The 16,132-nt window shown below is 37.1% G+C and carries 16 protein-coding genes; 5 read left to right on the forward strand and 11 right to left on the reverse strand.

The features are described from left to right. The first annotated feature begins 115 nt into the window (after positions 1-115). Positions 116-496, forward strand: coding sequence for a hypothetical protein (locus tag F981_RS05125; RefSeq protein ID WP_004719243.1), 381 nt, complete (start codon positions 116-118; stop codon positions 494-496). Between the two features lie 20 nt (positions 497-516). Then, positions 517-1,101, forward strand: a complete 585-nt coding sequence (locus F981_RS05130) for a GAD-like domain-containing protein (protein ID WP_004719245.1) — start codon at positions 517-519, stop codon at positions 1,099-1,101. 88 nt (positions 1,102-1,189) lie between these two features. Here the strand turns inward: F981_RS05130 and F981_RS05135 are convergent, their stop codons facing one another. The 9 genes from F981_RS05135 to F981_RS05175 form a co-directional block, all read right to left on the reverse strand. Then, positions 1,190-1,633, reverse strand: coding sequence for a DUF2147 domain-containing protein (locus tag F981_RS05135; RefSeq protein ID WP_004719248.1), 444 nt, complete (start codon positions 1,631-1,633; stop codon positions 1,190-1,192). Positions 1,634-1,818: 185 nt separating this feature from the next. Next, complete coding sequence (rtcA, locus tag F981_RS05140) at positions 1,819-2,850, reverse strand: RNA 3'-terminal phosphate cyclase (RefSeq protein WP_004719249.1); 1,032 nt, start codon at positions 2,848-2,850, stop codon at positions 1,819-1,821. A gap of 403 nt (positions 2,851-3,253) precedes the next feature. Then, the gene (locus F981_RS05145) at positions 3,254-3,433 is read right to left on the reverse strand and encodes a CPCC family cysteine-rich protein (protein WP_004719252.1); all 180 of its coding nucleotides are present in this window, start codon (positions 3,431-3,433) and stop codon (positions 3,254-3,256) included. A gap of 486 nt (positions 3,434-3,919) precedes the next feature. Then, positions 3,920-4,381 carry a DIP1984 family protein gene (locus F981_RS05150; RefSeq protein WP_004719253.1) on the reverse strand — a complete coding sequence of 154 codons (462 nt, stop codon included), beginning with the start codon at positions 4,379-4,381 and terminating at the stop codon, positions 3,920-3,922. Between the two features lie 26 nt (positions 4,382-4,407). Then, positions 4,408-4,659 carry a DUF7684 family protein gene (locus F981_RS24460; RefSeq protein WP_434087043.1) on the reverse strand — a complete coding sequence of 84 codons (252 nt, stop codon included), beginning with the start codon at positions 4,657-4,659 and terminating at the stop codon, positions 4,408-4,410. Positions 4,660-4,684: 25 nt separating this feature from the next. Continuing rightward, a complete protein-coding gene (locus tag F981_RS05160; protein ID WP_035371851.1) occupies positions 4,685-5,950 on the reverse strand; it encodes an RtcB family protein in 1,266 nt (421 codons plus the stop codon). Between the two features lie 722 nt (positions 5,951-6,672). Then, complete coding sequence (locus F981_RS05165) at positions 6,673-6,954, reverse strand: hypothetical protein (protein WP_004719259.1); 282 nt, start codon at positions 6,952-6,954, stop codon at positions 6,673-6,675. Between the two features lie 1,168 nt (positions 6,955-8,122). After that, positions 8,123-9,754 (reverse strand): TROVE domain-containing protein, encoded by a 1,632-nt coding sequence (locus tag F981_RS05170; protein WP_004719262.1) that lies wholly within the window; start codon positions 9,752-9,754, stop codon positions 8,123-8,125. A gap of 593 nt (positions 9,755-10,347) precedes the next feature. Further along, positions 10,348-11,325 (reverse strand): ribonuclease Z, encoded by a 978-nt coding sequence (locus F981_RS05175; RefSeq protein ID WP_004719264.1) that lies wholly within the window; start codon positions 11,323-11,325, stop codon positions 10,348-10,350. Positions 11,326-11,598: 273 nt separating this feature from the next. On the opposite strand from F981_RS05175, the gene rtcR reads away from it, so the two are divergent. Next, the gene (rtcR, locus tag F981_RS05180; protein ID WP_004719265.1) at positions 11,599-13,200 is read left to right on the forward strand and encodes an RNA repair transcriptional activator RtcR; all 1,602 of its coding nucleotides are present in this window, start codon (positions 11,599-11,601) and stop codon (positions 13,198-13,200) included. A gap of 49 nt (positions 13,201-13,249) precedes the next feature. Here the strand turns inward: rtcR and F981_RS05185 are convergent, their stop codons facing one another. Next, the gene (locus tag F981_RS05185; protein WP_004719268.1) at positions 13,250-13,882 is read right to left on the reverse strand and encodes an alpha/beta hydrolase; all 633 of its coding nucleotides are present in this window, start codon (positions 13,880-13,882) and stop codon (positions 13,250-13,252) included. A gap of 124 nt (positions 13,883-14,006) precedes the next feature. Between F981_RS05185 and yaaA the strand changes: the two genes are divergently transcribed. Then, positions 14,007-14,786 (forward strand): peroxide stress protein YaaA, encoded by a 780-nt coding sequence (yaaA, locus tag F981_RS05190; protein ID WP_004719270.1) that lies wholly within the window; start codon positions 14,007-14,009, stop codon positions 14,784-14,786. A 42-nt stretch (positions 14,787-14,828) separates the two neighbouring features. Here yaaA and F981_RS05195 read toward each other — a convergent pair whose 3' ends face one another. Continuing rightward, entirely contained in the window at positions 14,829-15,401 is a 573-nt protein-coding gene (locus F981_RS05195) for a hypothetical protein (protein WP_004719271.1), read from the reverse strand. A gap of 56 nt (positions 15,402-15,457) precedes the next feature. Here F981_RS05195 and F981_RS05200 point away from each other — a divergent pair, with 56 nt between their 5' ends. After that, positions 15,458-16,090: an HD domain-containing protein gene (locus F981_RS05200; RefSeq protein WP_004719274.1), complete on the forward strand. Its 633-nt coding sequence runs from the start codon at positions 15,458-15,460 to the stop codon at positions 16,088-16,090. Positions 16,091-16,132 lie beyond the last annotated feature (42 nt).

A 16,132-nucleotide genomic window follows, 5' to 3' on the forward strand; every position in this document is an offset into this window, starting at 1 on the left:
AGTCCTTGTCTAATATTTGTATAATTAATTAAAAACAGCCAAGCAAATGCTTGGCTGTTTTGTTTATATTGCTTATTCTAAAACCATACAACTATAAAGCCTTTTGGATGAAGCAATGAGAACATTACAATTTACAGCAAACTGTGAGAATCATAGTAACAGTCACAATCATGGTGAAAATGTATGTTATGTCACTCAGGAATACGTGACGACTTTGTTGTTAAAACAACTGTCTCAATATGGCTTTAAAGCGGAAACAACACACTCCGATGAAGACCTTGCTGTCAGCGTAGAAAATCATCCAATTGGTTTGGGAGTTAATTGTCATTTAAATGATCAGGGCTTATTAACTTGTGAAATTTCAGCCCATGCTGATGAAGAACAAGCGTGGTTTAAGAAGATTGCAACCCAGAGCATGATTAAGCAATTGGCAAATGCTGTAGAAAATACATTAAAAGAAGATGATGCATTTAGTGGATTTGAATGGAAAGTATAAGCAGGGCCTAGGGGATAGCTATGCAATTACAAACATTTATTAATAAATTTTCAGTAGATCAGGCGGGAAACACAGTAAGCTCTGAAACTGTAAAAAAATATCAAGCGTATTTACCTGAAGCGCTCTTAGAGCTTTGGCAAAATCATGGTTTTGGCTTCTATGGTAACGGTTTGTTACAGATCATTAACCCTGAGCTTTATCAAGATGTGCTTTGGTCATGGTTAATGAAAGATCAACCTGATATGACTCGGTTACCCATTGCTATTTCAGCATTTGGTTTGGTGTTTTATTATCGCTTATTAAGCGAAGATGGCGATGAAGATATATCCTTTATTGATCCACACAACTCGGAAATTGGGGTAACAGCTTGGTCATTAACAGATTTTTTTAATGACTGGATTTTTGATGATGAGATCATTGAGCAATTTTTAGAAAAATCAGCCTTAGCAAAGGCACAAACTCAATATGGTAAATTAGTTGATAATCAAATGTATTGTTATCTTCCTGCACTGAGATTAGGTGGGCGTGCTAGTGATCTCAATTTAGATAAAGGTGATGCAGCCACACATTTAGCTTTTTTATATCAACTTGCTGTGAATAACTGATTTAAAAATCATTTAAAAAATAGATGTTTAGAAATGACAGTTTGATTGAGATAAAACTGTCATTTTTATTGTGAATGAAATTATGCTACTACTCGACACGTAACCATGTTTGGCTACGACCTACTGCTGAAATACCTAAATATCCACGAAGAAATAGTTTCTTGCCATTTGGGCTGACTTTACCTTTTAATCGATAGATTTTACCTGAAACTGGGTCAATAATTTTCCCATCAGTATAACTCACATGATCATCTGTCTTTAGCCCAGAGATTACCTGTAAGCCAATAATTGGCTTGTTGGTATAAGGTGCGGGGCAATTGGTGCAAAATTCTTTTGGGGTGTAGCCTGGGCGTGGTGTTGCTTTTAATGCTGTACCCGCATAGGTACCGTTACTTTGTTTTTCAATTTTAACCAGTCCCTTTGCTTCACCAGTTTTGTCATCGATATAGCGCCAAGTTCCCGATATATCTTCTGCAAAAGCTGTCGATGTTGAAAATGCGATAGATGCTGTCCCCAATAAAACTCTCATCATTTCCCTTGTTCCTTAAGTGGGTATTTTCTACTTTAAAATCATACTTATTTAAGGCGTTGATTATATAATGAATAGTTGGGTCATTTATTTACATAATGTGCCAATAAGTATGAAATTTAAAATGAATTGGCACATAAAGATAAGTAATTGATGAGCTTGTAAACTGGATTTAGCATAGCTGAAACTTATGTGATGACACTCACCTTAAAAATATCATTGATTGCTTCAAAGTGAATTTCACAATCTAAGAATTTTTGAATCATTTCAGCTTGTGTCGAGGTGTGTTCACTGACAACTTGAGCAGTAAACTCACCACCTTTACCTAAAGCTAAAGGTAATAAAAGTTGGTCTGCTAGATATTCGTCAGCCACAGCATCGCAAGCTAAAAAGGATTTAACTTCTTTGGCTAAATCATGCGCTACTTTTTCTGCACTTTTTTTCATTTCACCTAACACAGAAAATACTTGTTGGTGGTGTTGGTAATTTAACACCACAAAAGCTGTATTCCCTTGGCTAATCCCTTGAAAGTTTAGTCTGTTACGTTGGCTTAAGCTCAATTTGTTATGTAATACTTCCAGTTCACGATCAGCAATATTCTGTTGAATATTTAAGGCAGCTGCATAGCCATGTATTTCCAGTAATTTGCCTTTATCTAATACTGAATATTCAAGCTTATCTATCCAAGGATAAGTTGTAATATTGATTTGACCCGCACCAATTGGAAAGAAACCAGCACGTTCGCATTCAAAGTCGACTTTTATTCCAAGTTTATGAATAGCAGGTAGAAAGCAAGATTCTATGAAATCTGCAGTCGGTGCCATTGGATTATGTGTTCCGCCGTGGATACTGATGTGACTGATTTCATTTTGCATCATCAGTGCAGGCAGTAGTGTTTGTAAAACCAATACTGTGCTACCGGCTGAACCAATATGAAAATCATATTTACCCGCCTGAACTTGTTGGGGTTGAAAATATAATTTTTGTGAATGTAGTTCAGCACCTTCCACAATGGCATTACTGATGCGTTGTGATGCTTGTACACAGACTAAATGCTGTCGCATTAAGCCCGGCTTTTTACGGCCTGCACGGATATTCACAAGCTCAAATGGAATACCTGTTAACATAGACAGTGAAAGGGCAGTTCTTAAAATTTGCCCTCCACCTTCGCCTTGTGAGCCATCAATTTGGATAGCTTTATTTTTTACTAATGTGTTCATTTTGTTCTTCATCATTTCTTTCTAAATCATTCGGTTTTCGAACATGTTTTAAAAACCGTAATTCACTTACACCATATTAGGGTCTGTAGACATTTCATAAATGGCTTGCGTTGTAGGTTAAAATTGAGCAGGCAAGGCATGAAACGAAGAGAATAGCGAGACTATTTTCGAGTTTCATAACGTAGGCTGAGATAATTTTAGCTACAACCCTGAGCCAAGAACAAAGCACTGCTTTGTTTGCAGCGCAAGGCGCAGCGGGGGACTTGTGTGTTTTTTGCCGCTACGTCGTTACCTTGCGAAACAGTGTTTCTCATCATTTAGAATGACTAAATTTCGTATTTCGCGCCTAGTATCGTCTAAAAAACACACGTAGTCGCAAACATAGACGAATTGTCAACAGACCCTATTGATAATTATCTTGTGCCTCTGCTAATGAGATTGCATTTGCACCACTTTTTGAATTTGGATGAATATTTTGTACAGGATCATCTTCCCAAAAAAAAACTGGACAAATCTCAAAGTCAAAATTACCAGAGGGTTGATCTCTAGTGTAATGATGACAACAAGAACAATGGTAATTCATTAAAATTCCTAAAAGGGGTGAACATACTGTCAGTGCATGGTGATGCTCAGTGCATTGTAACTTTGCTTTCACAAAGGTTTGCCTTGTACGTAGTGATGGGTTGATTTGTGCTTAAAGTTTTAAGCTAACCCGCTCGCTCATCAAGCCACTACACCTTATTTTCAATCCTGTGTTGTGGAGGTAGGGGATCTTGCACTCGCCCAGTATGTTCGGGTTTTCTCAAATGACGAATCACTTGAGAAAAGGTGAAATATATTGTCAGTACGTGGTAATGCTGTGTAAATAGTCACTCTGATTCACAAAGGTTTAAGTGATGATAGGTGATGGATTTGATTGGTGTGTTTCCGCTCTAAATCCGCTTCGCTGTCATTACCCAAAAATGATGCTGACTTTTATTTCAATCTATACAGCCTTAGATCTTGTACTCGCCCAATATATTTCGAGATCTGATAGGGTAAACCCTATCAAAGCTTTTAAATGATGGCTTTAAACGTCAAGTAAATCAACTTGCCAATTGGTGGCTTGTATCAATACATTCAAGTCGCGTAATTTGGCACTGATATCATCGGATTGTTTTTGCAAGGATGATACTGGAATGACCTTATGCCATTTGATTTCACGTGTACTATAGCGGTCAGGCTCACGTTGTGTGTTGCTGATGGCTGAGGTTAAAATTTTATGGCGCTCGACAAGCTCATCACGTTGAGTAAGTAAAGCCAATAATGAACGACCATCTGTTAATTTTGCCAAAGCATTGGTCTGATGAATGGTATAAACAAGTTTTTGGGATTCTTGAGTTAATGCAAATATTTGCTTTAATAACTCGTTTGGATCCTCGGATGGCTCATCACCATCTTGTACCAATACGTTCGCATTGATACGTTGTTTTAATGAAGCGAGTTTCTTTTGTTGATCGCTTCGTAATAAGAGTGCTTCTGCAAGTTTCATTTTATTTTCCTTATCGCTTTTACTAGTCAATAAATATTTAACACAACGATTTCATATAAAGTTTGCTGGGGTAGTGTATCAACTGGGATTGATTCGGCAAATTCTCTAACGTCTTCTAAAGTTTGATTTTCATACCAAGTGGTCATGAAATTATAATCATTGTCTTCAGGTAGATCATAATTACAAAATTCTAAATAAGAATAATCCAATGCATCATCCCAAATTGAACATTCATAGCCCCAAGCTAAAGCCCAATAGCATTGTTTAGATTTTACAATCTAAACTCCCTAATTTATGCATCAACTAACCTTTTACACAAACAACCTGACTTAAGGTATAAACCACTTCCACTAAATCACTTTGTGCTTTCATCACATCTTCAATTGGCTTATACGCAGATGGAATCTCATCAATCACGGCTGCATCTTTACGGCATTCTACACCTTTGGTTTGTTCAATCTGATCTTCCACAGTAAACAACTTTTTCGCTGCAGTACGGCTATGTATACGACCAGCACCATGCGAACATGAACAGAAAGACTCCTGATTTCCCTTACCTTTGACAATAAAAGACTTGGCACCCATTGAACCCGGAATAATTCCATACTCACCCAAACGGGCACGTACAGCACCTTTACGTGTTACCAGTACTTCCTGACCAAAGTGTTCTTCTTTATCCACATAATTATGGTGGCAATTTACGGCTTCAACTTTGGCATTAAATGGTTTATTGATGATGATTCGTAAAGCTTGAACCGCAGCTTCCATCATTAACTCACGGTTTTTCATGGCAAATCGTTGTGCCCAACCCACCGCAAACCAATAATCATCAAAGTGTTCAGTCCCTTCTACTAAATAAGCTAAATCTTTATCAGGCAGGTTAATAAAATGCTTTTGCATATCTTTACGTGCAAGCTCAATAAAGTGATTACCAATCGCATTTCCTACACCACGAGAACCTGAGTGCAACATAATCCATACTTGTTGATGCTCATCTAAACAGACTTCTACAAAATGGTTTCCTGTTCCCAAAGTACCCAACTGTTTATGGTTGTTGGTGTTTTTTAAACGGGGATGCTTGGCACAGATATATTCAAAATCAGTCACCAACTCAGCCCAAGCCTGATCAACACGTGCAGTAGGTGTATCCCATGAACCTTGGTCACGACGACCACGACCTTTGGTCATACCATGCGGAATTAAACGTTCAAGTTCGGTACGCAGTGCGTATAAGTTATCTGGTAAATCTGATGCGCTTAGCGAAGTACGTGCGGCCATCATTCCACAGCCAATATCTACACCGACCGCAGCAGGGATGATTGCGCCTTTGGTTGGAATTACACTTCCAATCGTTGCTCCGATTCCTACATGTACATCTGGCATTACTGCCATCCATTTATAAATAAAAGGCATTTGTGCTGTTTTTAATAATTGGTCTTTTGATTTCTCATCAACAGGGACACCTTTGGTCCACATTTTTATAGGAACACCTTTAGCATCCTGAATTACGTTATAAGTACGTTCCTGTGCTAAGGAAGTTTGTTTTTCGATTTGTTCTGCGACTAACATTGTCATTGCTTTGATCCTTTTCAAAACCTGCCTGCCAAGCGGTTGCAGGCAGGTGATATTTATATACATCTCATGATGTATGCTCTATATATTGCAGAGAGTGTGCCAAGTTTTATGGGTTTGAGATTTTTATTTATAAGCTATTGATTTATAATAAACAAATAAATTTAAATTTTATTTTAAATGTGCGTTTTAAAAAAAATATGCAAAATTAAATATCATTTTAGATAGTAATTTATCTATTTTTATATTTTAAATAAAATATAAAACAACCAATTCCTAGACATAATAACAAAAGTAGGCTAAAACCAATTGAAAAGATGAGGCTTATTTTAGAGCCTTGTAAATATGCAAATAGAGTGATTGAAAATATTAGGTTATAAATACTACTAAGAAAATATCTTCCACAATGTGGTGCAAATTTAGTTGTAAAATAGCCGAGCCAAATAGCTATTGGAAAAATTGATATAATTGAAAAATAATAAATTTTTGAGCAGGTTGGGATATTTTCTTGCTGGAAACCGCAACCCAAAGTGAGTGAAAGTAAAAAAATGACATAGAAGAAAAATAAGAATACAAAAATTACTAAAGGAAATAAGAGGAAAGCAAACCAAGTATGCATTGTTATTATTCAGGATATTTATCATGTTACAGATTATAGTATGAAATCTAGCTTGGGAGAATTTCTTCTCCCAAGCTAGATTTGATGAAATTTGTGAATCTTAATTTTTGTTCATATCCCATATCGTATTATCATCAGTTGGTTGATAATGTTCTTCGATATGAATTTTTAACCTCAGTGCGAGAGGATCATCTTCTAGGATTTGACTATGCCCATCTAAAAGTTTCAGTTCGCTTTTTTTACGACTTTTACTTGGCGGTTTTTCATGATAGTTCTGGCACTTCTTATACCAGTGGTTAGTTTCTAAATAGTACTTTTTAACTCTTAGTTTTTCTAAAGCAAGATCAAGATTGTTATCGTCAACAATAACTTGTATAGACATAATTGCGTTTTACAGACTGACACCTGTCTTTGGTTTTAAGGTGAGTCTCCAAGCTAGCAAATTTTTTGTTGATTCACAAGCATCGCTTTTAAACATGATGAGTTTAAAAAGAAAAGCAGCCACAAACGTTAAGATTAGATTTTGTGAGTGAACACGATAGGAGGGTTTAAACCCTACACTAAAGCGTTACCATGAAATCCAATCTATATTCGTGACTGCTTATCGTGTAAATCTATTTATTATAATGAGAGTACATCAACAAAGAGCTGAAGACAGTCGTGGCTCTACCAACTGAGCTACTGTATTTTGTCATACAGGGTGGTATCGAAGCACCGACAAACGCGTAATGTAGTCCTCAAAGCATTTGATCTACTTTCATTATTGCATATACAAGATCAAAAAAAGTTGGTGTTGGATATGTGCAGTACCCGAAATACTGTGCGTGAGATCGCGATGTAATCCAACAGGCATTTGATCGTTTAAACATAGGTCACAAGTCCATCAACAAATTTGATTATAAGACAAACAATTCACCGCTTTTGCTTTAAGCGACTGTATGTATATACAGCAGAGGAATCTAACCTCTGATCTGTGAATTCTAATGTAGTCCTATGCGTATTTGATGGACTGATGGCCCCAGTATATTTTCATATACTGCCCTACAAGTGAATCAACAAGTTTTTCAAAGACGCTCGTGCCTTACCGCTTGGCGACCATCATCGAAATGATGGGGTGGATTCGAACCACCGATGACGTCAATTTTAAGATGTAGTCCTTGAAACATTTGATTCTTTTACTGCTTTGCATAAACAAAATGTTAAAGACGTTTCGTTGCTCTATCCAACTGAGCTACTTTTCAAACTTGGAAAAGCGTGAAAAGGGTGGATTTGAACCACCGACCTACGCATTAAAGATGTAGTCCTTAACGCATTTTATGCGATGTATTTTGCCAACAAAGGTGTCGATAAAACATCAATTATTCAAAGTAATGTAGTTCTATCTGCATTTGGCAATTTCTTACTTAGCACAACAATTAAATATAGAAACAGCATAATCTTGAAATGTAGTTCCTATGGCATTTGTGCTTTTTATCTAACCCAGTCTTATCAAGTGTGGACATTGTTAAATGTAAACACTTGAAGAGACTCGATCAAATTTGTTTATACATTCAGCTTGCATAAAGCTGAGTTTGTGTAATATCTATTTTTTCAATTTCGTTTACCCAATGATCTGCATGCATTTCATTTTTGGCAAAACTTTCAATCAGTTGAAATACCGTATCGGAAAATCCACCGACATTCATCACATCGCTATGTTCAGGCATTTGCGTAGTGGTATAGGGTTGCAGATCAACACACACCAGTTTTGCATCAGGGTTATGCTGTTTTAGCTGTTTCCAATAATGCATCATCCCAGTTTTTCGATGTGATCTTGGAACTTGATCTGCCCATGATTCATTATCAGAGAAGTAAATTACCATATCGACTTTGGCATTTTCTTTCACTAACAGTTCCAAAGGCTTAGAGCAATCAGTTCCACCACCACACATACTGGCAAATTTTTTAGCCAAAGCAAAAATATCAATTTCTGAATTTTGCTGTTTTCCAAAATTTTTTCGTTTTAAATATTCCTGTACTTTGCTGAAATTGGATAATTGACGAACTTCAGTATCAAACGGCATCAAACGAATATTTGGATTTACATATTTAAATGCACTAGCAAATAATGCAGCAGCATCTACGCAACGTAACTGAGAGGTTGCACCCTGACGATAACCTGTCACAGAACTTGACATCGAACCGGAAACATCAATCGCAATCACCACATTTCCTTCAAGTTTCGGTACATTGGCGATGGCACGCTGCATAGCAAACTTTAGCGCATTGGCAATTTCATGTGGCATATCCTCTGCAAGTGCTGACCAAGCCATCATCAATTGATATGGAAATACTCGACTTTTGGCTATGGCTTGCTCATCCATCAATTTATCGGCAATGATTTTTGTCATTCCTTTGATTTTAAAAACATCATGGCGTAAGAAGGTGTTTAAGTTCATACGTAGCATTTGCCAAGAACCATTTTTTGCAATTTCGGCCCATTGTTTCGCATTCAAATTTAAATTGGTTAGAAGCTGCATCGGCACTTTAGGTACTTGTGTTGCTGTTCCCAATCGAAACTCTTCCAATGCTTGCACTTGAGTCGGTAGTTGGACAAGTTGGTATTCTTTTCCTAGGACATAGGCAAAAAAAGCATCGTGTTGAACTGTCTTTGGTTTTGGATGAGTCATTTTTAACACATCGGCAAGTGAAGGGCTGTTTCCAATATTGGCCGCAATCAATTGTTGATCCGATGCTGAAAGAATCCATTCATTGACCATACGTTTCGGTAATGAACCTAATGACTTACGACCAATCATTCCAGAGCGCATGATTTGAACAAAATTTCTCAACTGTTTTCCATTATCAATAATCAAAGGAAAAACTTGCTTAAATAATTCTGCATTAAGTTCAGAAAGTAAAGCCAATAACACTACAGGTGTATCTTTCATATGTGCCTTTTGGCGTGCATAAATTGCAGTTTTAGCCACAAATTCAGGCTCTACTTCAAGCGCTAGGTTTAGAACATTATCAAGTTGCACTTGTGCATTTTGATAAAAGGTCTGATTCAGTGTACCTGTTGCAGCAAGCTGCGCTAATGCGGCACGAGATTTTAATTTATATGCGCGACCACCAGCTTCGTTGTATTCAATGGTTTTTGGTTTTGCCTGTTGTTTAGAGGCAAAAATTGTCTTGTTCGCCATGACAGCATCCTCAAGTGATTTTTTAATTTCTTGAGATAGATATAGCAGAGAGTGTGCCAAGTTTTGTTTTGGAATGAAATTTTATTTTTAAGTGACTGATTTTATAAGTTTAAAAAATTTAAAAGTTCAGTGGTTATTTGTTTTTAAATTTAAAAGGTATAAAATAAAATATCTTTATTTATAGATTTTTATCTTTATTTCTATTTTTAAAGTAAAAAATCAATGAGCCTAATGTTGTGCAAATAAAAAAGGACACTAACTCCAGCTAAAAGCAAAGTTAGTTGGGGTACAGTCAACCTATTAAAAAACTCAGACACAAAAAGATGTTTTTTTTAATTCATATTTTTAATTAAATTAATTGCATGGCGGAATAAACTATTTGAATATAAAAAGCTTACACTGCCACACCTTTTGAAGATGAGGCCAAACCTTGCCCTGCAAACAAAGCTGAGCTTTGTTTTGCTCATGTTGGGCGAGGGATAGATCCTGTACCCAGCATTCCTACACAATGGGCGATATCCATATCTCCACACGATAGAACGACCATCTATGATTCAATAATATTGCATAGCGTTAAATTGAAGTTGGGAAAATTACTTTTCCCAGGGTTTCCCAGTGCGAAACTGTGTTAATTCGCCGTGCATATTTAGTTCATACTGATCAAAATCATCAGCAATGTAAAAATTGCCATGATAGTACTGGGCAATTTCATTACCAATGGTTTGCACACCTTGTGCATCGTGGTAACGGGCACTGAGATGCGTTGCAATTAAATTAGGTAGTTGAATAGATTCTGCAAACTCAGCGACCATTTTCGCAGAACTGTGCATTGGGCCTGCGCCTACTTTGTCTAATATCGATTGAGTATAGGTGGTTTCATGAATCAGCAGTGCTGCATCCTGACAAGCGTTCGATAGTAATTCTGGCTGATCGTTATCTCCACCGACAATGGCATAAACACTTTGAGTGTTTTGAATGAGAACATCTTGACTTAAGACGGACTGCCCATTCCACTCAATATTTTGACCTTGTTGTAGATCACCCCATAGTTTACCTTTTGGAATTTTGAGTTGATTTAAAACCTCAACATTGAGTTTGCGCTGAGTTTGTGTCGCTTTAAAACCATAAGCATAACTTGTCACACGGTGGTGTAAGTGATGAACGTCAATGGAAATATGCTCATCCAATTGAAAGGGATTCGTCAAAGTATTTACATCGATAAAATGTATTGGATAAGGCAGGAAAAGTTCAGTGAATTGACAGGTTACTTCAAACCATTGCTGAATTTCTTTGGGTGCAATCAGCGTGATCGGATCTTTGCGTGCATTCATACCAGCACTTGCCAGTAAACCCATCAAGCCATAACAATGATCGCCGTGTACATGTGTAATGCAAATGGTTTTTAAATGTTGTAAAGAGAGTTTTGCTTGTTGAATACGATGCTGTGTACCTTCGCCTGCATCAACCAATATCCAGTCTTTGCTTTTGCAATAATGAATCGCTAAACCTGACACATTGCGTGTTAATGTGGGCACACCAGAGGATGTCCCTAAGAATGTAAACTGTAACATGAGGAATTAAAACCTATTGAATATTTAAAATGTTTTCTATGATTGTTTTTACAACAAAGCAGGGTGGATTCCATCAAAAAAGTGTCGAATCAGACGGTGATGGGAGAAGTGAGTAAAAGCTTTGTACATCAATAGTATAGTCGCATTATATTCAAAAGAGAAACTGAGATTTTTAAAATATTAAAAAATGACGGTATAAACAGTATTTGATTTTTGACAAAATAAAACTATGCTTTAAGCAAGATATATAAAATTTTATAGATTTATAGAAATATGCAAAAATTTAAAAAAACAGTCGTGATTGGTTTTGTGGGTTCAACTTTAGATCAAGGGAAAAAACTTGATCGCTGGCAACGCTGGCGTCCTACCATGAGTTTGTTGATGCATGAAGATTTAGTGGTTGATGAGCTGGTTTTGTTACATGATCGCCGTAATGTCAGCTTAATTGATCATTTGCGACAAGATGCTTTAGAAATCTCACCGCAAACCCAGATTACTGGTCATAAGGTGAATATCCGTGATCCCTGGGATTTTTCGGATATGTATGGTGCATTATATGACTTTGTAAAATCATATTCTTTTGATACTGAGAACAATCATTATCTATTACATATCACCACAGGTACGCATGTTGCGCAAATATGTTGGTATTTATTAATTGATGCGCATTATTTACCAGCCAAACTCATTCAAAGTGCACCTACAGGTAAACAACAACCTGAGGGTGAATATCGGATTATAGATTTAGATTTATCTCGATATGCAGCATTAACCCAGCGGTTTGAACATGAACAATCTGAAAATTGGCAGCAGTTAAAAGCCAATATTGCCACGAAGAACCAAAACTTTAATCAAATGATTCAAGAAGTAGAACTGGTTGCAACACGCTCAAGTGCGCCAATTTTGATTATGGGTGCAACAGGGGTCGGTAAGTCGCATTTAGCCAAGCAAATTTATCAATTGAAAAAGGAAAAATTTCATCTTTCAGGGCGCTTTATTGATGTGAACTGCGCAACGCTAGTTGGTGATAGTGCGATGTCGACATTATTTGGTCATAGTAAAGGTGCATTTACAGGTGCTATTGCAGCACGTACTGGTTATTTAAAAAGTGCGGATAATGGCATTTTATTTCTCGATGAAATCGGCGAGCTAGGGTTGGATGAGCAAGCCATGTTGCTCAAGGCCTTGGAGGATAAGTCATTCTTTCCTGTAGGAAGTGATAAAGAGGTTCAGGCTGACTTTCAGTTGATTGCTGGAACCAATCGAGATTTACGTGAGGAAGTCCGTGCAGGGCGGTTCCGTGAAGATCTATGGGCTCGCTTAAATACATGGACCTTCTTTTTACCGAGCTTAAAAGATCGTGTGGAAGATATTGAACCGAACATCACCTTTGAGTTACAGCGTTTTGCTGTTGCGCATCAACGGCAGTTACGTTTTCATACCGATGCTTTGGAAAAATATTTAAAATTTGCGCAATCTTTAGACGCCAGTTGGCAAGGGAATTTTCGTGATTTAACTGCAAGCGTGACACGTATGGCGACTTTAGCCAATGGTGAGCGTATTGGTTTACATGAAGTAAATGCTGAGATTGGCCGACTACAACAAATTTGGAATATTGCTGAAAATAAAGAGGCTTTAACCCAATCGTCACTGATGAAAATTTTAAGTGCTGAACAAGTGGCGCAGATTGATGAATTTGATCGTATTCAATTGCAGGGGGTGATTGATGTTTGCCAAAAATCGAAATCCATGGCCGATGCTGGACGGCGTTTATTTTCTGTATCTCGCGAGCAAAGACAAACCACCAACGACAGCGATCGCGTGAAAAAGTATTTGGCGAAATTTGGTTTGAGTTGGGATGATGTGAACGGATAAATAAAGTGAATCACTCACCTTATTTATCCTAAATTTTTTAAATTCAGATTTATGGCACAAGAAGAAAACGCGAAATTGCGATTCTTAACTGCTTTAAATAACCTGTAAAGAAATGGTTTGCACCTGGCAATACGGTGATCAAATGACGTTGTGGTTTCGCCCATTCAAGCAAATCAGAGAGTTTAGTCGTCGGATCTGCTTCACCGTGTACAAACAGGATATCGCCTTTAATTGCTGGGGTAACATAATGACGTAGACCATCTACAGTGGATGTTGGTAAACCACATAAGATCACTTGTTGCGGTTTAATTTCATCAGGGAGCGCATGATAGGCTTTTGCCATTACATGTGCACCAAAACTAAAACCGCCAACATAGAAAGGTAGACTTTTGTGTAATTGTCTAACGTGTCTAATGACCTCTAGAATATCTTCAGTTTCAGCAAAGCCTTCATCATGGATTCCATCGCTTTGTCCAGAACCGCGAAAACTTGGGCGATAGACCACACAACCCTGTTCAGAGAGGATTTGTGCAAGTAAAGCAGGAACTTTATGTTGAGGTGTACCACCTTGCAGTGGGTGAGGATGACAAACGACAGCAAAACCTTTTACTTCGCCCACAGGATAGTCAACAAAAACTTCAATTTTGCCAACCGAACCTTGAATGAACAGTTGTTCGGACATAATTTAAACGATCATAAGCAGGGAAGTGCGATAGTTTACCGATTCTGTTCACAGAAAACATGAATTGGAATTAAAATATCCCGACTGTTATAGTTTGATTAGTTATTTTTTGATCAGGAAGACCATGCTCGCCTTAATTTCCCCTGCTAAGACACTCGATTACCAGTCAGCACTCCCGACCGATACGCACACTCTACCAAGACTGCTGGATCAATCTCAACAGCTTATAGACCTAAGTCGTAAACTCTCCGCTTCAGATATTGCCAGTTTGATGAGTGTCAGTGAAAAAATTGCCAATCTCAATGCGGAGCGTTTTCGTGACTGGAATGCTGACTTTAGTTTTGCCAACGCGCGACAAGCAATTTTTGCATTTAAAGGCGATGTTTATACAGGTCTGGATGCTTATAGTTTGTCGCAAGACGATCTCAATTTTGCGCAAGATCATTTACGCAGCTTATCCGGTCTATATGGCTTATTACGTCCTCTTGATTTAATGATGCCGTATCGTTTGGAAATGGGAATAAAACTTGCCAATACCCGTGGTCATAATCTTTATGAGTTTTGGGGGGATCGAATTACCGATTTGATCAATCAGGATTTGCAACAAAGCGGCTCAACGTTATTGGTCAATATTGCTTCTGATGAATACTATAAATCGGTCAAGGAAGCAAAAATTCAGGCTGATATTATTAAACCAGTATTCTTAGATCAGAAGAATGGTAAATATAAAGTGATTAGCTTCTATGCTAAAAAAGCGCGTGGCTTAATGGCTCGATACATCATTCAAAATCAATTGAAAAAAATGGATGATCTTAAATCCTTTAATACTGATGGTTATTATTTCGATGCCGAGAGTTCATTGAAAGGTGAACTGGTATTTAAGCGTGATGAGCAAGTTGCTTAAGTATTTCAATCGTTTAATGTATTGAAAGAGAGTTGGCTTGCTTTAAGCCAGCTCTTTTTCAAAAATAATGTATTCATGACCAAGCGAATTTACCGCTTTGATTTGAACAAAATCAAAGCCATCTAATTTTAATCTCTCAACAGAAATTATTTCCCCCGAAATAAGCTCAATTTCACCGTCTTGATTGAGAAAATCATCTAGTTTTTCATCATAATCTATATTGTGATAGACACTAAAAATGATCTCGAATTGATCCTGATTGTCCTGATCTTTATAAAAATGGATTAACGGTCTTTCGGTGATTTGTTTATGTGTAAACTCATCGCAGAACATGGGATCATAGCCATGTTGCGTACCATCAAAAAGTAAAATTTCTTCATTGCTTTCTACATCTACCGCGTAGATGAGTTCTGGTGCAAAGTCTGTCCCACAAATGAGCTGATATTCTTCAAAAATATCTCCATAATATTTGATTTTAAATCTTTTATTTTGTGTGGAGGACTGTATTTGACCTCGCCATTCAATATCAATGAGATCTTGAAAATAGTCAGCGTGTTTATAACAAGCAAATTTGTCTAAATGAGAAGGGGCTAAAAATTTTGATTTATTGATCATGGGATAACAGCCAAAAGTGTTGTATTAATATATAAAGTCTTAGATGTTCTATAAATATGATCATAGCTAAAACAGAAAATTACCTCAAACCATTCAATCAATATTGGGCTGAATTTGCGAATCAGATAGAAATCGAAACAGAGCAGTGTATTTTTTTACAGCAGTTGCTTGTTGCTGCTTATACTGAGCCACAACGTCATTATCATACGGTTCAACATATTGTCGAATGCCTTGAGTTATTTCACCAAGTAAAAGCGCAATTGAATGATCCTGTTGCTGTTGAGTTGGCAATTTGGTTTCATGATGCCGTTTATAATCCACAAGCAAAAGATAATGAGCAACAAAGTGCTCAATTAATGCACAAGCATTGTGTGGGTATTTTAACGCAATCGGTCTTAGACAAAGTTTCTCAATGGATCATTGCAACACAAAAGCATCAGCCGTCTAAACAGCATGATTTAAATTATTTACTTGATATCGATTTGGCTATTTTAGCTAGTCCAGTTGAACGTTTTGCAGAATATGAACAGCAAATTCAACAAGAATACGCGTGGGTTGATGCTGAAATCTATAAAGTCAAAAGAGCAGAAGTTTTACAGCATTTTTTTCACATGCAACCTTTGTATCAGACTGAATATTTTAGAAAAAATTTTGAGCAAAATGCGAAAGTAAATTTTTCAAAACTTTAAAGGTGAATCTAGATCAGCATAGAAATCGTTATTATTCGGTCT

Source organism: Acinetobacter guillouiae CIP 63.46 (assembly GCF_000368145.1).
Lineage (GTDB): Bacteria > Pseudomonadota > Gammaproteobacteria > Pseudomonadales > Moraxellaceae > Acinetobacter > Acinetobacter guillouiae.